The 13,392-nt window shown below is 70.5% G+C and carries 14 protein-coding genes; 10 read left to right on the top strand and 4 right to left on the bottom strand.

Annotated elements, in window-relative coordinates; genetic code table 11:
• Positions 1 to 43: 43 nt before the first annotated feature.
• The 4 genes from KBY19_RS28080 to KBY19_RS28065 all read left to right on the top strand — a co-directional run bounded on the left by KBY19_RS28080 (position 44) and on the right by KBY19_RS28065 (position 5,207).
• Positions 44 to 2,818: an FHA domain-containing protein gene (locus KBY19_RS28080; protein ID WP_210966965.1), complete on the top strand. Its 2,775-nt coding sequence runs from the start codon at positions 44 to 46 to the stop codon at positions 2,816 to 2,818.
• A 160-nt stretch (positions 2,819 to 2,978) separates the two neighbouring features.
• Positions 2,979 to 4,148, top strand: a complete 1,170-nt coding sequence (locus KBY19_RS28075; protein WP_210956144.1) for a GAF domain-containing sensor histidine kinase — start codon at positions 2,979 to 2,981, stop codon at positions 4,146 to 4,148.
• A complete protein-coding gene (locus KBY19_RS28070; RefSeq protein ID WP_099879317.1) occupies positions 4,141 to 4,779 on the top strand; it encodes a response regulator transcription factor in 639 nt (212 codons plus the stop codon). The genes KBY19_RS28075 and KBY19_RS28070 overlap by 8 nt, the downstream gene beginning before the upstream one ends.
• A 185-nt stretch (positions 4,780 to 4,964) precedes the next feature.
• On the top strand, positions 4,965 to 5,207 hold the full coding sequence (locus tag KBY19_RS28065) for a chaplin (protein WP_099879315.1): 243 nt from the start codon (positions 4,965 to 4,967) through the stop codon (positions 5,205 to 5,207).
• Between the two features lie 40 nt (positions 5,208 to 5,247).
• Here the strand turns inward: KBY19_RS28065 and KBY19_RS28060 are convergent, their stop codons facing one another.
• Positions 5,248 to 6,087: a hypothetical protein gene (locus KBY19_RS28060; RefSeq protein WP_210966964.1), complete on the bottom strand. Its 840-nt coding sequence runs from the start codon at positions 6,085 to 6,087 to the stop codon at positions 5,248 to 5,250.
• Positions 6,088 to 6,202: 115 nt separating this feature from the next.
• Here KBY19_RS28060 and KBY19_RS28055 point away from each other — a divergent pair, with 115 nt between their 5' ends.
• The 4 genes from KBY19_RS28055 to KBY19_RS28040 all read left to right on the top strand — a co-directional run bounded on the left by KBY19_RS28055 (position 6,203) and on the right by KBY19_RS28040 (position 9,388).
• The gene (locus tag KBY19_RS28055; protein ID WP_099879311.1) at positions 6,203 to 6,994 is read left to right on the top strand and encodes an ABC transporter ATP-binding protein; all 792 of its coding nucleotides are present in this window, start codon (positions 6,203 to 6,205) and stop codon (positions 6,992 to 6,994) included.
• A 21-nt stretch (positions 6,995 to 7,015) separates the two neighbouring features.
• Entirely contained in the window at positions 7,016 to 7,438 is a 423-nt protein-coding gene (locus KBY19_RS28050) for an NfeD family protein (RefSeq protein ID WP_099879309.1), read from the top strand.
• 73 nt (positions 7,439 to 7,511) lie between these two features.
• Complete coding sequence (locus tag KBY19_RS28045; protein WP_185016472.1) at positions 7,512 to 8,480, top strand: SPFH domain-containing protein; 969 nt, start codon at positions 7,512 to 7,514, stop codon at positions 8,478 to 8,480.
• A gap of 140 nt (positions 8,481 to 8,620) precedes the next feature.
• Positions 8,621 to 9,388 (top strand): sulfite exporter TauE/SafE family protein, encoded by a 768-nt coding sequence (locus KBY19_RS28040; protein WP_099879305.1) that lies wholly within the window; start codon positions 8,621 to 8,623, stop codon positions 9,386 to 9,388.
• Positions 9,389 to 9,427: 39 nt separating this feature from the next.
• Here KBY19_RS28040 and KBY19_RS28035 read toward each other — a convergent pair whose 3' ends face one another.
• The gene (locus KBY19_RS28035) at positions 9,428 to 9,943 is read right to left on the bottom strand and encodes an HNH endonuclease (RefSeq protein WP_099879303.1); all 516 of its coding nucleotides are present in this window, start codon (positions 9,941 to 9,943) and stop codon (positions 9,428 to 9,430) included.
• 401 nt (positions 9,944 to 10,344) lie between these two features.
• On the bottom strand, positions 10,345 to 10,884 hold the full coding sequence (locus KBY19_RS28030; protein WP_099879301.1) for a YbhB/YbcL family Raf kinase inhibitor-like protein: 540 nt from the start codon (positions 10,882 to 10,884) through the stop codon (positions 10,345 to 10,347).
• Positions 10,885 to 11,063: 179 nt separating this feature from the next.
• Between KBY19_RS28030 and KBY19_RS28025 the strand changes: the two genes are divergently transcribed.
• Entirely contained in the window at positions 11,064 to 11,495 is a 432-nt protein-coding gene (locus tag KBY19_RS28025; RefSeq protein WP_099879299.1) for a barstar family protein, read from the top strand.
• A 40-nt stretch (positions 11,496 to 11,535) separates the two neighbouring features.
• Here the strand turns inward: KBY19_RS28025 and KBY19_RS28020 are convergent, their stop codons facing one another.
• Complete coding sequence (locus KBY19_RS28020) at positions 11,536 to 12,318, bottom strand: sporulation protein (RefSeq protein WP_185016470.1); 783 nt, start codon at positions 12,316 to 12,318, stop codon at positions 11,536 to 11,538.
• A gap of 65 nt (positions 12,319 to 12,383) precedes the next feature.
• Here KBY19_RS28020 and KBY19_RS28015 point away from each other — a divergent pair, with 65 nt between their 5' ends.
• Complete coding sequence (locus tag KBY19_RS28015) at positions 12,384 to 13,061, top strand: DNA-3-methyladenine glycosylase (protein WP_210956148.1); 678 nt, start codon at positions 12,384 to 12,386, stop codon at positions 13,059 to 13,061.
• Positions 13,062 to 13,392 lie beyond the last annotated feature (331 nt).

Genomic DNA, 13,392 nt, shown 5'->3' with positions numbered 1-13,392 from the left:
CCCTAGACTCCCTCTCTGCAGGGGGTACCTCGGGGGACAACTTTTGGGGCATGGAGTGCCGGAACTCGTACTGGAATTGAACGGACAGACCTGGACGCTCGATCCGTCCAGGGCCTATTCCCTCGGCCGCGATCCGCAGGGGGACGTGGTGATCGAGGACGCCAGGGTCTCCTGGCGGCACGCCACGGTGCGCTGGGGAGGGCGCGCCTGGGTCATTGAGGATCACGGCAGCACCAACGGCACGTATGTGCAGGGGCGGCGGGTACAGCAGCTGGAGCTCGCCCCCGGCATGAATGTTCATCTGGGCAACGCCGCCGACGGCCCGCGCCTCGGTTTCTCCGGCGGGGCCGGCGACGGCCAGGCGTCGGCCGGCGGGATGCACGGTGGGCAGACGGCGCCGCAGTACCAGCAGCAGGGTCAGCAACAGCCGTCGCACGGGCAGCCCCAGGCGGCGCAGGCCGCAGCCCAGCACGGCGGCCCGGCCCAGCAGCCGCAGGCCGGCGCCCAGGGCGGCCCCGGCTGGGGACAGCAGCCGCCGCAGCCCCAGCAGCCGCATCCCGGCTGGCAGCAGCAGGCTCCTCAGATGCAGCAGGCACCGCCCCAGCAAATGCAGCAGGCACCGCAGCAGGTACCTCCGCAGCAGTACGCACAGCAGCCGCCCCAGCAGATGCCGCAGCAGCAGATGCAGCAGCCGCCCCAGCAGCACGTGCCGCCGCAGCAGCAGATGCCGCAGGGCGGTCCCGCTCAGCAGGGCATGGGCGGCCCGCACGGCATGGACGGTGGTGCCCCACACGGCGCGGGTGACCGCAGCCCGACCACCTTCCACCAGCTGTCACTCGGCCGGGTGATGCGCATCGGCCGTGCGCTGGAGAACGAGCTGGTCGTCTCCGACCTGCAGGTCTCCCGGCACCACGCCGAGTTCCGTGCCTCGCCCGACGGCCGCGCCGAGATCCGCGACCTCGGCAGCCACAACGGCACCTACGTCAACGGTCAGCCGATCCCCAAGTCCGGCACGGTGGCCATCACGCCACAGGACATCGTCGGCATCGGCCACTCCACCTTCCGGCTGGTCGGGGACCGGCTGGAGGAGTTCGTCGACACCGGCGACGTGTCCTTCTCGGCCCGCCACCTGACGGTGAAGGTCGACGGCGGCAAGGTCATCCTCAACAACGTCACCTTCGGCGTCCCCGAGAAGTCCCTGATAGGCGTGATCGGCCCGTCCGGCTCGGGCAAGTCCACGCTGCTGCGGGCGCTGACCGGATACCGTCCGGCCGACGTCGGCGAGGTCCTCTACGACAACCGGAACCTCTACAAGCAGTTCGCCGAGCTGCGGCAGCGCATCGGACTCGTCCCGCAGGACGACATCCTGCACAAGGAGCTGAAGGTCCGCACCGCGCTGCGCTACGCGGCCAAGCTCCGCTTCCCCGGCGACGTCGCGGAGGCCGAGCGCAACGCCCGGGTGGAGGAGGTGCTGGCCGAGCTCAAGCTCGACATCCACGCCGACAAGCGTGTCACCTCGCTCTCCGGCGGCCAGCGCAAGCGCGTCTCCGTCGCCCTGGAGCTGCTCACCAAGCCGTCGCTGATCTTCCTGGACGAGCCCACCTCGGGCCTCGACCCGGGCATGGACCGCGATGTCATGCAGCTGCTGCGCGGGATGGCCGACGACGGCCGCACCGTGCTGGTCGTCACCCACTCGGTGGCCGAGCTGGGACTGTGTGACAAGCTCCTGGTGATGGCGCCGGGCGGCGGTGTGGCCTACTTCGGTCCGCCCGAGGAGGCGCTGAACTTCTTCGGCTACGACTCGTGGGCGGATGTCTTCTCCGCCTTCGAGAACTACCGCGACTACGACTGGATGGGCCGCTGGCAGGGCTCCCAGCACTACCAGATGTACGCGGCCGACATCGACGCGCAGCACCCGCAGCAGGACCCGTACGCGGCCCAGCAGCAGGCGATGCAGCCGACCAGGCTGCAGAAGCCGCAGAGCTGGGGCAGCCAGCTGTGGACGCTGATCAGACGCTACACATCGGTGATCGCCTCGGACCGCTCCTTCCTGGTGCTGTCCTTCGTCACCCCGCTGCTCCTCGGCCTGGTCAGCACCCTGATGCCGTCCGACTACGGACTGACGGCGCCGCCGGGCAAGACCAACGGTGACGCCGGTCCCATTCTGCTGATCCTCGCCATCGGCGCCTGTTTCTCGGGTGCGGCCAACTCGGTCCGCGAGCTGATCAAGGAACGGGTCATCTACGAACGGGAACGGGCGACCGGATTGTCCCGGTCGGCCTATCTGATGTCGAAGGTGATCGTTCTCGGCCTGGTCGCGGCCGTCCAGGGCGTGCTGATGTGCATCGTCGGCTTCTTCCCCCGCGACCTTCCCGAGGAGGGGCTGCTCACCTCCAACCCGGCCATCGAGATGACCCTGGTGGCCATCGCGCTCGGCGGCACCTCGATGATGTTCGGCCTGATCATCTCCTCGCTGGTGAAGACCTCCGAGAAGACGATGATCCTGCTGGTGCTCTTCGCCGTCGTGCAGGTCGTCTTCACCGGTGTCCTCTTCAAGCTGTTCGACAGCCCCGGTGTGGAGCAGTTCGCCTGGCTGATGCCGTCCCGGTGGGCGATGGCGGCGCTCGGCGCGACCGTCGAGCTCGGCCGGCTGATGCCCCAGGACAAGAAGGACCCGACCAACACCGATCCGCTGTGGGACCACTCGCTGGACCAGTGGATGATGGACGTCGGCATCCTGGTGGCGATGGGCGCCCTGTGCTACTTCGTCATCATCCGGCTGCTGCGCCGCCACGAGCCGGAGATCATGCGCAAGTGAGCGCCTGACCGTCTGACGCGCATCCGCAGGGGCTCCCTCGAACGGGGGAGCCCCTGCGGCGTCGCCGGCACTACGCCACCGGACCTAGGACCAGCGGCCCGGCCCGCCCCTGCCGCCGGCCCGATCCCGCCGCCCCGCCCGCGCGAGTACGGTGACCAGCATGGTCCCTCGCTCAGGGCTCGCCGCGGTCAGCGCGGCGCTGCTCGCCATGAACCGCCGGCTGGAGGTACGCGACGTTCTGCAGACGATCGTCGCCTCGGCCCGCGATCTGCTCGACGCCGAGTACGCGGCGCTCGGCGTGCCCGACGATCAGGGCGGCTTCGCCCAGTTCGTGGTGGCCGGGGTCAGCGAGGAGGAGTGGAAGGCCATCGGCCCGCTGCCGCGCCAGCACGGCATCCTCGCCGCGATGCTGCACGAGGCCACCCCGCAGCGCCTCGCCGATGTCCGCAAGGATCCCCGCTTCGGCGGCTGGCCCTCGGCGCACCCCATGATGTCCGACTTCCTCGGTATGCCCATCGCCGACGGCGAGCAGGTGCTCGGCGCCCTCTTCCTCGCCAACAAACGCTGCGACCCCGCCCCCCACGAGCAGCGCCGCCCCGCCTCCAGCGAGCGGGGCTGCGCCTTCACCGAGGACGACGAGGAACTGCTGCGGCTGCTCGCCCAGCACGCCGCCATCGCGCTCACCAACGCACGTCTGTACGAGCGCAGCCGTGAGCTGACCATCGCCGAGGAACGCACCCGCATCGGCCACGAACTGCATGACGCGGTGGCCCAGAAACTGTTCTCGCTGCGGCTGACGGCCCAGGCGGCCACGGCCCTCGTCGACCGCGACCCGGCCCGCGCCAAGGCCGAACTGCACGAGGTGGCACGGCTGTCCGGCGAGGCCGCGGACGAACTGCGGGCCGCCGTCATCGAGATGCGGCCGGCCGCCCTCGACGAGGACGGCCTCGTCGCCACGCTGCGTACCCAGGCCCAGGTGCTCGACCGCGCCCACAGCGCCGAGGTGGACTTCGAGTGCGAGGGCGTGCGCGCGCTGCCGGCGGCCCAGGAGGAGGCCCTGCTGCGGGTCGCACAGGAGGCACTGCACAACGCTCTGCGGCACGCGGACGCCTCGCATGTCCGAGTCGCCCTCACCCGCCGCGGCCCGTCCGCCGTCCTCAGCGTCACCGACGACGGCGCGGGTTTCGACCCGGGCGCCGTGCGCTCGGCGGGCCGGCACCTCGGGCTCGTCTCGATGCGGGACCGGGCCTCCGGCGTCGGTGGCACCCTGACCGTCCAGTCGGAGCCCGGCAAGGGCACAGTTGTCGAAATGGAGGTGCCCGGTGGCTGACCCGATCCGTGTGCTGCTCGTCGACGACCACCAGGTCGTACGGCGCGGGCTGCGCACCTTTTTGGAGGTGCAGGACGACATCGAGGTCGTCGGAGAGGCCTCGGACGGCTCCGAGGGCGTGGCCCAGGCCGAGCAGCTGCGGCCCGATGTCGTCCTGATGGACGTCAAGATGCCCGGGACCGACGGCGTGGAGGCGCTGCGTACGCTGCGCGCCCAGGACAATCCGGCGCGGGTGCTGATCGTCACCAGCTTCACCGAACAGCGCACCGTCGTCCCGGCCCTGCGCGCCGGTGCCGCAGGGTACGTCTACAAGGACGTCGATCCCGAGGCCCTGGCCGGAGCCATCCGCTCCGTGCACGCGGGCCATGTACTGCTGCAGCCCGAGGTCGCCGGGGCGCTGCTCAGCGACGACCAGAGCGGTGGCGCGGGCCGTGGCCCCGCGCTGACCGAGCGGGAGCGCGAGGTGCTCGGGCTGATAGCCGACGGCCGCTCCAACCGCGAGATCGCCCGCGCGCTCGTGCTGTCGGAGAAGACGGTCAAGACCCATGTCTCCAACATCTTGATGAAGCTCGATCTGGCCGACCGCACCCAGGCGGCACTGTGGGCGGTCCGCCACGGGGTGACGGGGTGACGGCGGCGGGGGAGTGACGACGGAGGAGGAATCGGTCAGCCGTTCACGTCCAGGCGGGTGATTCATACCGTCGTGTGGTCGTCATCTTTTCTGCGCACCCTTCCGGCGGCCGCTCCGTTCTCCATGGCGTGCCCGCGGCGGTCGGCCGCGGGCACGGTTCAGCAGATCCACAGGGAGAACACCCCATGAACACTGCCAAGAAGGCCGCCCTCGTCATCGCCGCCGCCGGTGTCGCCGCCGGTGCCTCCACCGGTTCCGCGTTCGCCCACAACGCCGGCGCGCAGGGCAAGGCCGTCAACTCGCCCGGCGTCGGCTCGGGCAACCTGGTGCAGGCCCCGGTGCACGTCCCGGTCAACGTCACCGGCAACTCGGTGAACGTCGTCGGCGTCCTCAACCCCGCCTTCGGCAACCACACGCACAACGACTGACCCGCGGGGCCGGCACCACGGAGGGCCGGGCGGGCGCCGCTCAGCCCTGCCCGCCCTCCCGGCGCCGCTCCAGCTCCTCCGCGTAGGCGTTGTACGCCGCCACCTGGGCCCGCCGCGCCGTACGCTCCACCGGCCGCAGCGCCTCGGCACGGGCCGCCATCTCCGCCGCGCTCACCGCGCCCCCGTGCTCCCCGAGACCGCCGCCCGGGGCGGCGTCGTCGCCGTACGCGATCGACACCAGGGTTCCCACCCGCTGCGCCAGCTCCAGCACCCGCACCGCGCGCGGCGGATAGCCCGGCGCCAGCAGCTGCCTGCCCGCTTCCATTCGCGCCCGGTACGCCTCCAGCGCGGCCTCGGCCACCGGGCCCGAACCCGCCACGTCCAGCCGCGTGAGCGCCTCCGTGGCCTCCCGCAGGGCGTCCGCCAGCTCCCGCTCCGCCTCCGCGAGCGAGGGCACGTCGGCGGGTGGGGCCTCCCGCACCGGCAGGCACTCCCACAGCACCTCCGTGTGCACGTCCTCCGGGCCGGCGTCCACCGGCCCCGCCTCGTGCACCGAGGGCACCAGACCGAAGGCGGTGCCGTGCGCCAGTACCGCCTCCTCGGCCTCCAGCGCCCGCGCGTTGAACTCCGACGGGCCGCTCAGCCCCAGTGGATGTCCGGGTACCGGCAGCGCGACCCGCAACCCCACGGCACCCAGCGACCGCAGCCGCCCCAGCGCCAGTGTCAGTCCCACCGGGCCGCCGTCGTCCCCCGGCAGCACGACGCGATGCCGCGCGTCCTGCGCCGCGATGCGCTCGGCCGCCTCGTCCGGCGAGACGAGTCCGGCCAGCAGCGCGTTTCCCCAGGCGGCCAGCCGCCCCGAACGTGGTTCTGTGAGCATGCACCCAGACTAGGGAAGCCTAGGGAACAGGCTTCGCACACGGTGGCGTAGGTTTTCCTCTGGGGAATGTGCCCACAGGCACCTAAACGCGACTGCAATAGGAGACAACGCGCTCATGAGCGAAGTACTGGAGCTGGTGGACGTATCCGTGGTCCGCGACGGACGTGCTCTGGTGGAAGATGTCTCCTGGTCGGTCAAGGAGGGCGAACGCTGGGTCATCCTGGGCCCCAACGGAGCGGGCAAGACCACCCTGCTCAACCTCGCCTCCAGCTACCTGTTCCCGACCTCCGGCACGGTCGACGTGCTCGGCGAACGCCTCGGCAGCGTCGACGTGTTCGAGCTGCGCCCCCGCGTCGGCATGGCGAGCATCGCCATGGCCGAGAAGCTGCCCCGCCGCCAGACCGTGCTGGAGACCGTGCTCACCGCCGCCTACGGCATGACCGCGCACTGGCAGGAGAGCTACGACAAGGTCGACGAGGACCGGGCCCTGGCCTTCCTCGACCGGCTCGGCATGTCCGACTACCTGGACCGCAAGTTCGGCACCCTCTCCGAGGGCGAGCGCAAGCGCACCATGATCGCGCGCGCCATGATGACCGACCCCGAACTGCTGCTGCTGGACGAGCCGGCGGCCGGACTCGACCTGGGCGGGCGCGAGGACCTGGTACGCCGTCTCGGGCGACTCGCGCGGGACCCGTACGCCCCCTCCATGCTGATGGTCACCCACCACGTCGAGGAGATCCCGCCGGGCTTCACCCACGTCCTGATGCTCCGCCAGGGACGCGTGCTGGCTGCCGGGCCGCTGGAGACCGAACTGACCTCCCGTAACCTCTCGCTGTGCTTCGGTCTGCCGCTGGTCGTCGAGACGCAGAACGGGCGCTGGACGGCACAGGGCCTGCCGCTGCGCTGAGCGTGCGCCTACCATGGCGGTGTGGACGCATGGGTCTGGTGGCTCGTAGCCGCCGCAACGCTGGGGATCCCGCTCATCATCACTGCCATGCCCGAGTTCGGCATGTTGGCGGTGGGCGCAGTCGCGGCCGCCGGAACGGCCGGAATCGGCGGCGGCCCGGTCGCCCAGGTCGTCGTCTTCGCGATCGTCTCCACAGCCCTGATCCTGGTCGTGCGGCCCGTCGCACGCCGGATGCGCACCGAACGTCCCGCACTGGCCAGCGGGATCGACGCGCTCAAGGGACGGCAGGCCGTGGTGCTGGAGCGGGTCGACAGGGACAGCGGCCGTATCAAGCTCGCCGGTGAGATCTGGTCGGCCCGCGCGCTCGACTCGGAGACGACCTACGAGCCGGGCAGTCAGGTGGACGTGGTCGAGATCGACGGCGCCACCGCTGTCGTGATGTGATGGCAATGAGCAACCGCACACGGGCAGTAACTCTTCAGGCAGCGTCTTTTCAATCCATGCAGGGGGCAAGGCCATGGACGCCATCATCATCGTCCTGATCATCCTGGTGGTGCTTGTCTTCATCGCACTCATCAAGACGATCCAGGTCATCCCGCAGGCGAGCGCGGCGATCGTGGAGCGGTTCGGCCGGTACACCCGTACCCTCAACGCGGGCCTGAACATCGTCGTCCCCTTCATCGACACGGTCCGCAACCGCGTCGACCTGAGGGAACAGGTCGTCCCCTTCCCCCCGCAGCCGGTGATCACCCAGGACAACCTCGTGGTGAACATCGACACCGTCATCTACTACCAGGTCACCGACGCCCGCGCGGCCACCTACGAGGTCGCCAGCTACATCCAGGCCATCGAACAGCTCACCGTCACCACGCTGCGCAACATCATCGGCGGCATGGACCTGGAGCGGACGCTCACCTCCCGCGAGGAGATCAACGCGGCGCTGCGCGGCGTGCTCGACGAGGCCACCGGCAAGTGGGGCATCCGCGTCAACCGCGTCGAGCTGAAGGCCATCGAGCCGCCCACCTCCATCCAGGACTCGATGGAGAAGCAGATGCGCGCCGACCGTGACAAGCGCGCCGCCATCCTCCAGGCCGAGGGTGTCCGCCAGTCGCAGATCCTCACCGCCGAGGGTGAGAAGCAGTCGGCCATCCTGCGCGCCGAGGGCGAGTCCCGCTCCGCCGCACTGCGCGCCGAAGGTGAGGCGCAGGCCATCCGCACCGTCTTCGAATCCATCCACGCCGGCGACCCGGACCAGAAGCTGCTCTCCTACCAGTACCTCCAGATGCTCCCGAAGATCGCCGAGGGCGACGCCAACAAGCTCTGGATCGTCCCCAGCGAGATCGGCGACGCCCTCAAGGGCCTCGGCGGCGCCCTCGACAACTTCCGTCCGGACTCCGGCGGCAGCAGCGGCGGCAACGGCGGCGGCACCCCCGCCCCGCCCAGCGTCACCAAGCCCCCGCGCGAGCAGCCCCCGCTCGACTCCTGATCCCCTGGCACCCCTCGGCGCCCGGCTGCGCGGAGCCGAGCCGGGGCCCCAGCAGTCCAACAACCGGACCCCCGCGCGTACGAGCAGCCCCTTCGGGCATGATCGGTGTCACTGACACAGATCATCGGAGGGGCTGACGCGTGACCATCTGGGAGGCCGTGGCCGTCTGCGCGGCAGGCATCGCCGCCGGAGGCATCAACACCATCGTCGGCTCCGGCACCCTCATCACCTTCCCGGTACTGCTCGCCACGGGCCTGCCGCCCGTGACGGCCAACGTCTCCAACTCGCTCGGCCTCGTCCCCGGCTCCGTCAGCGGAGCCATCGGCTACCGCCGAGAGCTGCGCGGGCAGGGCCGCCGCGTCCTCAGGCTCGGCACCGTCGCCTTCCTCGGCGGGCTCATCGGCGCGATCCTGCTGCTCACCCTGCCCTCCAGCGCCTTCAACACGATCGTCCCGGTACTGATCGCCCTCGCCCTGGTCCTCGTCGTCCTCCAGCCCAAACTGGCCGCCGCCGTCCGCCGCCGCCGCGAACGCGACAACAGCACCGGCCATCCGCACGGCGGCGCCCCCCTCCAGGGCGGCATACTCCTCGCCAGCGCCTACGGCGGCTACTTCGGCGCGGCGCAGGGCGTCATCTACCTGGCCCTCATGGGGCTGCTCATCCCCGACGACCTGCAGCGCATCAACGCCGTCAAGAACGTCCTCGGCGCCGTCGTCAACGGCACGGCGGCCGTCTTCTTCCTCTTCGTCGCCGACTTCGACTGGACGGCCGTCCTGCTGATCGCCGTCGGCTCAGCAGCAGGGGGCCAGCTCGGCGCCCGCATCGGACGCAAGCTGGCCCCCGGAGTGCTGCGGGGTGTCATCGTGGCCGTCGGCCTGGTGGCCATCGCGCAGCTCCTGCTGCGGTGAGTCTCGGCGGGCCGCTGCCGAGCCCCCCGGGCCCCTCCCTCAGGCCGTCGCGGCCGCCGGCAGCGTCAGCCACTCCGGCAGCGACTCCCCCTCCTTGAGGCCCAGCGCCAGCAACAGAGCGTCGGCCGGTGTCGGCTCGAACGGCTTGACCAGCAGTTTCATCCCCGCCTGCCCCGGCGTCCTGTCCGCCTTGCGGTGGTTGTCCGCCGCACACGCGGCCACCGTGTTCAGCCAGGTGTCACCGCCGCCGTGCGACCGCGGAACGATGTGGTCCACCGTGGTCGCCCGGCGCCCGCAGTACGCACACCGGTGCCGGTCCCGCACCAGGACACCCCGCCGCGACCACGGCGCACGTTGTCGGAAGGGCACCCGCACATACCGGCGGAGTCTGATCACCTGCGGCACCGGCAGCTCGACCTGCGCCGCACGCACCCGCAGCCCGGGATGCGACTGCTCGACGACGGCCTTCTCGCGCATCACGAGCACCACCGCTCGCCGCAGCGACACCGTCGACAGCGGCTCGAAGCTCGCGTTCAGTACCAGCGTCTCCCGCATCCCGACCGCCTCCCCTTCTCCCGTCTCAGCCCGGACGCGCCCGCGCCGGGGTGGCACCAACTGTGCCGCTGTCCACCCGGGCCGACAACGCAATTTCCCCAGGCCGAACAGGAGATGAAGCACCCGGCAACGCCGGGTCACAGACGGTGGAAAAGGGGCACCGGGGGCACCTCGCAAAGGGCGCACGGAGCGGAGGCGCGCTCGTGGCCGGAGACCGAAGGCAGTCGGCGCGGTCGTCCGGCCCCCGGCCGGACTCCGGCGGACGGCGGCGCTGACCAGCGCCTGCCGCCCCCGCGAGCGGTGATGTATCCGCCGCGGTGCCGACTGCCCTCATACACGTTGCGCCGCGCGGACAGCGCGGCGCAACGGGATTCTTTCGGGGCGGGCCGGTCCCGCCGGGGTCAGCCCTCCGCGGGGATCTCGTACTCGCCGATCAGCTGACCGCGCGCCAGCGTGTGGAAACGCAGGTTGAACCCGACGAAGGCGGGCGTCGCGTCGGCGTCCGGGCCGAGCTTCTCGGCGTCCACGGCGTACACGGTGAAGACGTAGCGGTGCGGGCCGTCACCGGGCGGCGGCGCCGCCCCGCCGAAGTCACGCGTCCCGAAATCGTTGCGCACATGCACGGCCCCCTCCGGGAGCCCCTTCATCTCACCCGTACCGGCGCCCGTGGGCAGCTCGGTCACCGAGGCGGGGATGTCGAAGACGGACCAGTGCCAGAACCCGCTGCCGGTCGGCGCGTCCGGATCGAAGCAGGTCACGGCGAAGCTCTTCGTCGCCTCCGGGAAGCCCTCCCAGCGCAGATGCGGCGAGGTGTTCCCCTCCGCGTACACCTGTGCGGTACCCAGATGGCCGCCGTCCGCCAGATCGTTGCTCAGTACGCGAATCGACGGCACCGGGGGGTGGAAGTCATGGGGGAGCGGGCGCCGTTGCTGGTCGGTCACGTCGGGAACCTCCTCGTCACGCGAATCGCTGCAACGGCCAGCCTAACGATCCCGACGACCTGTCTTTGCCACCATGACGGGGTGCGACAGCACACCCCGTACACCCCGGCCCTGTGCCCGCAGCCGGCAACGCCATCAGGTGAGTGACCACGACGAGACCCCGAAGCGGTGGTGCGACCATGACCAGCCCCGTGGACCTGCCCGAGCTGCCCCAGGCCGACCTCCCCGGCCTGTTCGACGACTCGGTGCCTCCCGGCGTCTACCGGTTGCCCTCGGTGGGCCCCGACGCCCTGATGCAGGCGGATGCCGCGGGCTGGTTCGGCACGGTCGTGGACCTGACCGGGGTCGGCAACAAGGCCGACTTCATGGAACGTTGCGCCACGGGCCTGGAGCTCCCCGACTACTTCGGTCGTAACTGGGACGCGCTGGCCGATCTGCTCACCGATCTGTCCTGGTGGGGCAAGCCCCGCGGCTATCTGCTGCTGGCCACCGGGTGGTCGGAATTCGAACAGGCCGACCCGGAGGACGCCGCCGCCGCGGCGGAGGTCTTCACCGCGGCGGTCGGCTTCTGGGCGGTACGTGAGACCCCGCTCAGCATCCTCCTGGGCTGATCGCGGGGCCGGCGCGGCTCCCGGACGGTCCGCGGACGGCTCAGAACCAGTTCCGCTTGCCGCCGACCTCGGCCAGCCACTGGTTGAGGTACCCGGCCCAGTCCGTCTGCTGATAGGTGTCGAAGTCCACCGGGAAGGCGCGGAAGGTGTCGCTGCCCTCGGAGAACAGCCCCGGCTTCTTGTCCATCTCCAGCACCACGTCCATCCCGCGCGAGTCCGCGACGAACGACAGCTCGACCTGGTTGAGCCCCCGGTACTGCTGCGGCGCGAAGAACTCGATCTCCTGGTAGAAGGGGAGCTGCTGGCGCGTGTTGCGGATGTGCCCCTTCTCCATGTCGGCCGCCTTGAAGCGGAACCCGAGCTGGCCGAAGGCGTCCAGGATCGCCTGCTGGGCCGGCAGCGGATGGATCTCCACCGGGTCCAGGTCCGAGGAGTCCAGCGCCCGCGCGATGGCCAGCTCGGTCGTCACTCCGAGCTGCATGCCCCGCAGCTGCTGCCCCTGGAACATGGTGATCGGCGTCTCCCACGGCACCTCGAGGGTGAAGGGCACCACATGCGAGGCCCCCTCCTGCAGGGTGAGCTCCCCGCCGATCCGCTGGGTGCCGAACTCGATGTTCTGGTGGCTCTCCCCGTCGTTCGTCTCCACCTCGACCCGCGCCTGCAGCCCGACGGACAGCGCCTGGATCTCCTGGGTGACCGAGCCCCCCTCGATCCGCACCTCGCCCTGCACCACGCCACCGGGCACGGCGTGCGGCTCGTGCAGCACCGTGTCGACCGAGGCGCCGCCCATCCCCATGCTCGCGAACAGTTTCTTGAAGCCCATCCCCTTGTCCTCCCCTTTCGGCTTCCCCCAGGGAAGCACCAGTGATTCTTGTACGCTCGGACGGCATGATCGCAGGCCGAGACCGCAAGCCCAGCACGACCAGCGGCGACCCGCACCTTCCCCGAGCCTTCTTCGACCGTCCTGTCCTGGATGTCGCCCCCGACCTTCTCGGACACGTCCTGGTACGCACGACGACGGACGGCCGTATGCGGTTGCGCATCACAGAGGTCGAGGCCTACGCGGGTGAGGCCGACCCCGGCTCCCACGCCTACCGGGGACGGACCGAGCGCAACGCCTCGATGTTCGGTCCGCCAGGTCACGCGTACGTCTACTTCATCTACGGCATGTGGTACAGCCTCAACCTCGTCTGCGGACCGGAGGGCCGGGCCAGTGGTGTGCTGATCCGGGCCGGCGAGGTGCTGGAGGGAGTGGAGCAGGCACGCGAACGCCGCCCCAAGGCCCGCAAGGACCTCGAGCTGGCCAAGGGCCCGGCCCGGCTGGCCACCGCGCTCGCCGTGGACCGCGAGCTGAACGGCGCCGACGTGTGCACCCATGAGGACACCGCTCCGCTGAGTGTCCTCGCAGGTGAAGAGGTGGACCCGGGCGCGGTGAAGAGCGGCCCGCGCACCGGAGTGGGCGGGGACGCCGCCCACTACCCCTGGCGCTTCTGGCTCGCGGACGACCCGACGGTGAGCCCCTACCGGGCACACAAGCCCCGGAACCGTTCGTCGGCCCGCGCTTGACGCGGGGCGACCGACCGCCTAACGTTGGACGAGTCGCTGGAAACGGGACGGCTTGCCACGGGCCTGAAGGCCCAGTGAGAGCGGCCCCCGCAGCGGACATTCACTACCTACGACGTACCCCGGATTCGGGGTCACTTTCGGTACGCCGAAAACTGACCCCGAGGGCCCGATTATGAGTCTCCGGGGAAACGCGCTAACGTAGTGGACACCGAAAGGGCAAACGTCCGGAGAAACCGGTGAGATGGTTTCGAAGGAAGCGTCCGTTCCTTGAGAACTCAACAGCGTGCCAAAAGTCAACGCCAGATATGTTGATACCCCGGCCTGTCGACGA

It is taken from the genome of Streptomyces sp. B15, from assembly GCF_018070605.1.
Classification (GTDB): domain Bacteria; phylum Actinomycetota; class Actinomycetes; order Streptomycetales; family Streptomycetaceae; genus Streptomyces; species Streptomyces smyrnaeus.
This window is presented reverse-complemented; position numbering and strand designations above follow the sequence as displayed.

Excerpts from the sequence above, each read along its gene's own strand:
- KBY19_RS28020 (WP_185016470.1), bottom strand. The coding sequence starts at position 12,318 with ATGGGCTTCAAGAAACTGTTCGCGAGCATGGGGATGGGCGGCGCCTCG.
- KBY19_RS28075 (WP_210956144.1), top strand. The coding sequence starts at position 2,979 with ATGGTCCCTCGCTCAGGGCTCGCCGCGGTCAGCGCGGCGCTGCTCGCC.
- KBY19_RS28015 (WP_210956148.1), top strand. The coding sequence starts at position 12,384 with ATGATCGCAGGCCGAGACCGCAAGCCCAGCACGACCAGCGGCGACCCG.
- KBY19_RS28055 (WP_099879311.1), top strand. The coding sequence starts at position 6,203 with ATGAGCGAAGTACTGGAGCTGGTGGACGTATCCGTGGTCCGCGACGGA.
- KBY19_RS28045 (WP_185016472.1), top strand. The coding sequence starts at position 7,512 with ATGGACGCCATCATCATCGTCCTGATCATCCTGGTGGTGCTTGTCTTC.
- KBY19_RS28065 (WP_099879315.1), top strand. The coding sequence starts at position 4,965 with ATGAACACTGCCAAGAAGGCCGCCCTCGTCATCGCCGCCGCCGGTGTC.
- KBY19_RS28035 (WP_099879303.1), bottom strand. The coding sequence starts at position 9,943 with ATGCGGGAGACGCTGGTACTGAACGCGAGCTTCGAGCCGCTGTCGACG.
- KBY19_RS28060 (WP_210966964.1), bottom strand. The coding sequence starts at position 6,087 with ATGCTCACAGAACCACGTTCGGGGCGGCTGGCCGCCTGGGGAAACGCG.
- KBY19_RS28025 (WP_099879299.1), top strand. The coding sequence starts at position 11,064 with ATGACCAGCCCCGTGGACCTGCCCGAGCTGCCCCAGGCCGACCTCCCC.